Source organism: Rhodococcus sp. T7 (assembly GCF_009872365.1).
Classification (GTDB): domain Bacteria; phylum Actinomycetota; class Actinomycetes; order Mycobacteriales; family Mycobacteriaceae; genus Rhodococcus_F.
In genome coordinates, this window is record NZ_WXYH01000120.1 from 1 (window position 1) to 6,446 (window position 6,446).

General features: G+C 68.4%; 7 protein-coding genes. 4 read left to right on the forward strand and 3 right to left on the reverse strand.

Annotated elements, in window-relative coordinates; all coding sequences use genetic code 11:
- The 3 genes from MLGJGCBP_RS14870 to MLGJGCBP_RS14880 all read left to right on the forward strand — a co-directional run.
- Nucleotides 1-1,506, forward strand: a 1,506-nt coding sequence (locus tag MLGJGCBP_RS14870; RefSeq protein ID WP_160096504.1) for a thiamine pyrophosphate-binding protein, incomplete at its 5' end; no start/stop codon positions are given.
- Nucleotides 1,503-2,159, forward strand: a complete 657-nt coding sequence (locus MLGJGCBP_RS14875) for an SRPBCC family protein (protein ID WP_160096506.1) — start codon at nucleotides 1,503-1,505, stop codon at nucleotides 2,157-2,159. The genes MLGJGCBP_RS14870 and MLGJGCBP_RS14875, both read left to right, overlap by 4 nt.
- A 4-nt stretch (nucleotides 2,160-2,163) precedes the next feature.
- Entirely contained in the window at nucleotides 2,164-3,231 is a 1,068-nt protein-coding gene (locus MLGJGCBP_RS14880; RefSeq protein WP_201453066.1) for a 3-oxoacyl-ACP synthase III family protein, read from the forward strand.
- Between the two features lie 41 nt (nucleotides 3,232-3,272).
- Here the strand turns inward: MLGJGCBP_RS14880 and MLGJGCBP_RS14885 are convergent, their stop codons facing one another.
- The 3 genes from MLGJGCBP_RS14885 to MLGJGCBP_RS51715 all read right to left on the reverse strand — a co-directional run bounded on the left by MLGJGCBP_RS14885 (nucleotide 3,273) and on the right by MLGJGCBP_RS51715 (nucleotide 5,474).
- A complete protein-coding gene (locus MLGJGCBP_RS14885; protein ID WP_160096508.1) occupies nucleotides 3,273-4,376 on the reverse strand; it encodes a glycosyltransferase in 1,104 nt (367 codons plus the stop codon).
- A gap of 75 nt (nucleotides 4,377-4,451) precedes the next feature.
- The gene (locus tag MLGJGCBP_RS14890) at nucleotides 4,452-4,877 is read right to left on the reverse strand and encodes an ester cyclase (RefSeq protein WP_160096510.1); all 426 of its coding nucleotides are present in this window, start codon (nucleotides 4,875-4,877) and stop codon (nucleotides 4,452-4,454) included.
- A 219-nt stretch (nucleotides 4,878-5,096) separates the two neighbouring features.
- Nucleotides 5,097-5,474 (reverse strand): response regulator transcription factor, encoded by a 378-nt coding sequence (locus tag MLGJGCBP_RS51715; protein ID WP_236581097.1) that lies wholly within the window; start codon nucleotides 5,472-5,474, stop codon nucleotides 5,097-5,099.
- Between the two features lie 215 nt (nucleotides 5,475-5,689).
- Here MLGJGCBP_RS51715 and MLGJGCBP_RS51720 point away from each other — a divergent pair, with 215 nt between their 5' ends.
- Nucleotides 5,690-6,202: a hypothetical protein gene (locus tag MLGJGCBP_RS51720; protein WP_236581098.1), complete on the forward strand. Its 513-nt coding sequence runs from the start codon at nucleotides 5,690-5,692 to the stop codon at nucleotides 6,200-6,202.
- Nucleotides 6,203-6,446: the final 244 nt, after the last annotated feature.

Consider the following 6,446-nt stretch of genomic DNA (forward strand, 5'->3'; position numbering starts at 1 on the left):
GCCGCGGCCACCATGGCCGACGGCTACGCCCGCAGCACCGGCGGCCTCGGGGTGGTGGCCGCGACCTCCGGCGGCGGTGCGATGAACCTGGTGGCCGGGCTCGCCGAGGCCTACACCTCCCGAGTGCCGGTGCTGGCCCTTATCGGGCAGCCGCCCACCACACTCGAAGGCACCGGCGCATTCCAGGACTCGAGCGGCAAGGCCGGCTCGATTCACGCGGTCCGGCTGTTCACCGAGGTCTCCCGCCATTGCGCAAGGGTCGAGCAGCCGAACGACCTCGGCGGGCATCTGGAACGCGCGGTGGCCGCGGCACGGGGCGGGGGGCCCGCGGTGCTGTTGCTGCCCAAGGATATCCAGCAGTCCACCGTCGGCGACGCTTTCACGTTCCGCCCGCCGCCCCGCCGATCCGGCCACGACCGGGTCGGGCTGGCACGGGTCCGGGATCTGCTCGCGGCGGCGCGGCGGACCGGCAAGATCGTGCTCATCGCCGGCGACCAGGTGGCCCGCGACGACGCCCGGGACCCGTTGCGCGATCTCGCCGCCGCTCTGGACGCGACCGTCGGGGTTGCCCCGGACGCCAAGGACGTCTACCCGGCCGACCAGTCCGGCTTCTGCGGAGTCGCCGGGACCATGGGGCACACCGAACTGATCGACGCGGTGCAGCATTGCGCGCTGTGCCTACTGATCGGCACCCGCATGCCGGCCACCGCCCGCGCCGGTCTGGAGGCCGCCCTGGGTACCGTCCCGGTCGCCAGCGTCGGCGCCGAGCCACCGTATCTGCCCACCACGCACGCGGCCAGCCTCGACCTGCGCCACGCGTTGGCCGCACTCGCCGACATGCTGTCGCCGCGACACACATCCGATGCTGTTGTTCACGGAGGGCCGACTCCGCTGCAGATCCCGGAGTCCGCCGGGCCCGGGATGCGCTATCGGGAGGCCGTCGAGGCGATCGCCGCGATGCTGCCCGCCGGATCCGATATCTTCGCCGACGCCGGCAACACCGGCGCCGCAGTGGTACACCACCTGCCGGTGCCGCGCGGTGGCCGGTTCGTCGTCGCACTCGGCATGGGCGGCATGGGCTACAGCTTCGGCGCCGCGATCGGCTCCGCCTGCGCGCACCAGCGGCGGACCTTCGTCATCGCCGGCGACGGCGCCTTCTACATGCACGGCATGGAAATCCACACCGCGATCGAACACCACCTGCCGATCACGTTCATCGTGTTCAACAACAACGCCCACGCCATGTGCGTCACCCGCGAGCAGCTGCTCTACCGGGACCGATACAGCTTCAACCGGTTTCGGCCATCAAGGCTCGCCGAGGGCATCGCCGCCATGTTCCCCACGATGCCCTCGCACCCGGCCCGCACCCTCGACCAACTCTTCGACGCACTCGAAGCCGCCGCCGCCAGCGGGCCGACGTTCATCGCCGTCGACTGCGACCCCGACGAGATCCCCCCGTTCCTTCCGTTCCTGGAACTCGCCCACGATCGAGGAGGAACGCCGTGACCACCCCTCTTCCCGCCCTCAGCGACCTCCCCGGCCGGGTGATCCCCGGGATCCTGCGCATCGAAACCTCCGACCGCGACGCGACCACCCCGATCATCCTGGACATGCTCCGGTCGGTGTACCCGCACCAGCAGGTCTTCGGCGAGTACTGCACCGTCAACGGCTACATCGCCGCCCCACCCCGCGGCGTCTACGACTACCTGGCCGACACCCGCAGCCTCGAAGAATGGACCTACAGCCTCCGCGGATTCGCCCCGACCGAACAGCCCGGACTGTGGTCCGCCCACGACCGGCTCGGATCCGACACCACCATCTACACCCGGACCGCGGCGAACCCGGACGCGATGACCGTCGACTATCACTGTGCCTGGGACCAAGGCCGGCATCTGTGGATGATCTACCTGCTGCGGGTGGTCGATGCACAAACGGTGTTCGACAAACCCGGATCGGTGGTGCTGTGGACGAACTGCCACCACCCGTTCTACGACCGAAACCCCTACCCGGACACCGCGCCCCCGGACCGGGTGCCCTGGGTCGGCGACTTCTGGGACATGTTCGCCGCCGGCCACCGGCTCGAGCTGAACAATCTCACCGCCCTGTGCGAATACCGGGCCCGCCACGGCCTGCCGATCACACCCGATTGGATGAGATGAGGCCATGGACATCCCACCGACACCCCCCATGAGCCTGATCGACGTCGCCAGCTATCTCCCCGGCGACCCGGTCGACACGGACTACTTCGCCCGGTACGCACGCCCTCACCGGATGGCGCGCAGCATCATGTTCCGTGCGCCCACCCACCGCCACCACGTGGCCGCCGGCGAGTCCGCCGTCGACATGGCCGAACGCGCCATCACCCCGCTGATCGCGCGCCACGGCCCCGAAGCGATCGCGGGGGTCGACGTCCTGATCACCCACACCCAACTGCCGGACCTGCCCGTGCTCGGCTGCGGCGCCGACCTGGCACGCCGCCTCGGGATGAACCCGCAGTGCATCCTCGACGTGCACAACGGGGGCTGCGCCGCCTTCATTCACATGATCGACCTCGCCCGAACGATCCTGTCCACCAACGGCTCTGCACGCACGGCGTTGATCGTCACGGTGCAGAACAGCGCCGGCCAGATCTTCACCCAACCCGACGTCCGCCCACTCGCGCAGGCAGCGGTGCCCGGCGACGGCTGCGGAGTCGGACTGCTCCGCAAGTCGGATCAGGCTCCGATCCTCGGCATCGAATGCCGCCACTACCCCCAGCATGCCGGGGACATGACCGCCGACATCGACCCACCCCGCAAATACTGGGAACCCGGCACCGGACAACTACACATCTCGTTCACCGAATCAAAGATCACCACCGTCTTCGCCCGCGGCAACCGACTGGTGCCCGAGGTGGCGCTCGCGGTGTGCGATCGAATCGGCGTGAAGCCCATCGCCATCGACACCCTCGTCACCAACCAGCCGAACCGGCTGTTCCTGCGAAACTGGCGCGACGCCCTCGAACTCACCCCGGCGCAGCATCCGGACACGTTCGACGACTGCGGAAACCTCTTCGGCGCCGCCATCCCGGTCACCCTCGACGCCGAGAACCGCGCCGGCCGGATCCCCGACGGATCACTGGTGTTGCTCGCCGGCTTTGCGCACGCCGGCGACTTCGCCGCCGCCGCCGCCGTTCGGTGGGGTGCGGCGCCCACCACCGTCACCGCACCGGGGCACGCTCCGGCCCGATGAGAATGGTGCCGGACGTCGCCGCCATCCCGCCGCCACACCGTTCAGCGGTCGATCAGTGTCAGGAGCTGATCCGCCGCGGCCGAGGCCCCATCGGTGGCCCGGATGCGGGCGCCGAGCGTGGCGGCTGCCGTCCGATAGCTCTCCGAAGCGAGGAGTTCGTCGAGGGCAGCCCGAATCTGATTGGGCTTTGCCGTCTTCCGGAGCACCTTGCCGGCCCCGGTCGCGGCCACCGTCTTGCCGATCGTCCGTTGGTCGGTCAGCGCGGACATCGGCAGGATCAGCATCGGCAGGCCGTGTGCGAGGGCACGGAACGCGGTGGCGTGCCCGCCGTGCCCGATCACCGCGGAACAGGTCGGCATCACTTCGTTGTGCGGAAGATACCGGTGCACGCTGGCATTCGCGGGCACACGGAAGGCCGCGGGATCGATGGCGGGGCCGGTCGTCACGACCAGCTCGATATCGGTGTCCTCGGCGGCGTCGAGGATGTTCTGCAGGGCACGGCGCTGACCGGGGAAGCCGGACGTGCTGAGGCTGGCGAGCACCCGCGGCGGGGTGCGGCCCACGGCCGCCGCCTTCGCGTCGTGCACCGCGCCGGTCCACACCAGGTGGCCGTCGTGGGACCGTGTACCCGCCGGGTCGAGGACCGGGTCCGAGCACACCAGCGCCAGGTCGGCTTGCCGCCACAGACGGCGCGGTCCCAACCCCTTCAACCGCGGGACGATGCCGAAGGGCCCGTGCCGAAATGAGCCGTCGAAGGCGGCGTAGAACGTATGGAACAGCGCGGCGTGAGGCAATCCCGCACGCGCGGCCGCGTCGAGCGCGTTGAACAGCATGCAGTCGATGACCACCAGGTCGGCCGGATCGTCCCGCACCACCTCGCGCAGGTCGCACCCGATCCCCGGGTCCGTCACCATGGTGAGCCCCATGGTCAGCACGGTCCAGGTACTCACCTCCGTGTGCGGGGGCCATCGGGGAGAATTCCGGTAGCCGCGGAATTCGAGTCCAGCCGCCTCGACCACCGGTCGCTGCCCCTGGTGACCGAGCACCCGCACCCGATGCCCACGTTTCCGGAGTTCTCGACCAATCCCCAACGCGGGTGGCACGTTCCCACCGGCGTCGAACGTGACGATCACAATGTCAGCCATGGCATTACTCCCTTTCGCACGCGGACCCAGCGTCCCGTGCAGTCGAGCGTCAGGGTTCGGCGCGGCGGCCGACTGTCATGCCGTCACCCCGGTGGGGTTGATATGACCCAGCTGGCTCAGAAGCGTCACCTGGTCGTAGTAGATCTGGCACGAGGCGACCTTGCCGCCGGGTCCGTAGTGCATGATCTCGCAGTACGGGACGTCCATGTTCCGGTCGGTCGGTGGGAGGTCGCCGAAGGGGCCGTCGTTGCGGCCCGTGCCCTGAAACAGCGACACCGAGAAGTCGGACCCTTCCAGGTACTCCCGGGCAACGATCCGGGCGTCGGAGAACGCGGTCGTCCACCCGCGCAGCCAGTCCTTGAACTCGGCCGCATCGTGCAGTGTCAGGCCACGCGGCACGTCCTCGTAGGTGAAGCTGGTGTCCAGGTGTGCGTCCATCGCGTCGAAGTCACGGTCGTTGAACATGCCATGCAACTTTTGGTGGGTGTCACTGTGTCCCATGATGTTTCCTTCCCATCTGATTTTCGTGGTACTTCTTACGTCTGCGTTGATGGGGTCGGTGTGCTCGCCGACGGCGCCCCCAGGGGTCGCTGTCGCTGTCGACTTCGCCGGCGATCGCGACGGACCGCCGCTGCCATCCCACTCCGATCCGCCGCTGCCGAGGTGTTGGTCCCATCACCTCCCGGCACCGGCGCAGCTGACTCAACGGCTACGGACAGGTCAACCGCGGTCCTTGTTCGTCTCGCGCTCTCCGCCGGCGAACCAGCCGTCCGGTCCGACCGGTGCACCGTAACGCGGCAGGTAATGGGTGAAGAACAGGTGCGCGACGAGTTCCTGGCGGCTGTTCACCCCGGTCTTCGCGTAGATACTTTTCAGGTGGTCCTGCACGGTGTAGGGGCTGACGAAGAGTCGGTGGGCGATCTCGACGCGTGTCTTGCCGGCGAGGACGTGGCCGAGTACCTCCGACTCCCGTGCCGTGAGGCCGTGGATGGCGGCCAGCAGCGAGATGATCTCCGCGGGTCTCGCGGTTCCAGTGTGACAACCACACGCCCCGCTGTGCCGCGGCCGTCGAGTTTCCCGGCCCGGATGGAGATCCATTCGCCGTCGATCGTTCGTGCCCGCGTGACCGCGGTCGCCGCGCCCGAGTTCCGCAAACGCACGGCCGCGAACACGGGAAGCATGCGGGTTCCACATTCGTCACTCATCCGATCGAGGTACTCCACCGCTGGTGGCGTCGCCGACTCCACCTCGTCGCCGGGCCCAACGATCACCACGGCCGGCCCACCGGCCACTTCCGCGAGCACCCGAGGTGCTTGCCGGATCAACGACAAGCGAAGCCCCTCGCCGATCTCGCGGGCAGCACCGGCGAGAATCCGCACCTCCTCGCCGCTGAACCGCCGTCCGGGGGCGCGCATCACTGTCCCGACACCCCAGCAGAGCTTGTCGCGCCCGCGAAAGACCAGCCGTATCTCATCGTGCATCCCCATCGGTTCGAGGATCTCGACATAGGGAAGCGCTTGACGGATATCACCGTCGATGGCATCGCGAATCGTCTGGACTCCGTCGGGAGTCCGAGCCAGCTTGCCGATGGCGTTCGCGTAAGGCGTTGGGCCGTATTCCAATTGGGCGACAAGTTCAAGGGTATGGATTGGCAGGGAGTCGACGCCGACCGTCGTTTGCGACGTGGGCATCAGTGTCGCCGGGTCGGTCGTTGCTATAACGGCGAAGTCGTAGGGAATGCGGGTGCGGATGGCGTCGAGAACTGCGTGCCGGAACTCGATGCTGTCGGCGGTTCCGATCGCCACCTCCCGCACCCCCGGGCGTAGCGGTTCCGCCTTCCGCACCATGGTCATATTCCCAGTATGTGCTGGTCAACGCCAAGCCCGATACCCCCCAAGTGTGGGATTGGTCGAGCTGCATGACCGCCGCACACCCCTAATCACGCCACTACCTGCATCAGCGGGGATCGCGGGTCATTCCGCGGCCGTCGGCGGGCTGCACCCACACCAACGGCGGAAGGTCCACAGCGTTTCGTCAGGCGGTCGGAATCGGCGGTGCTGGGCACCCGCA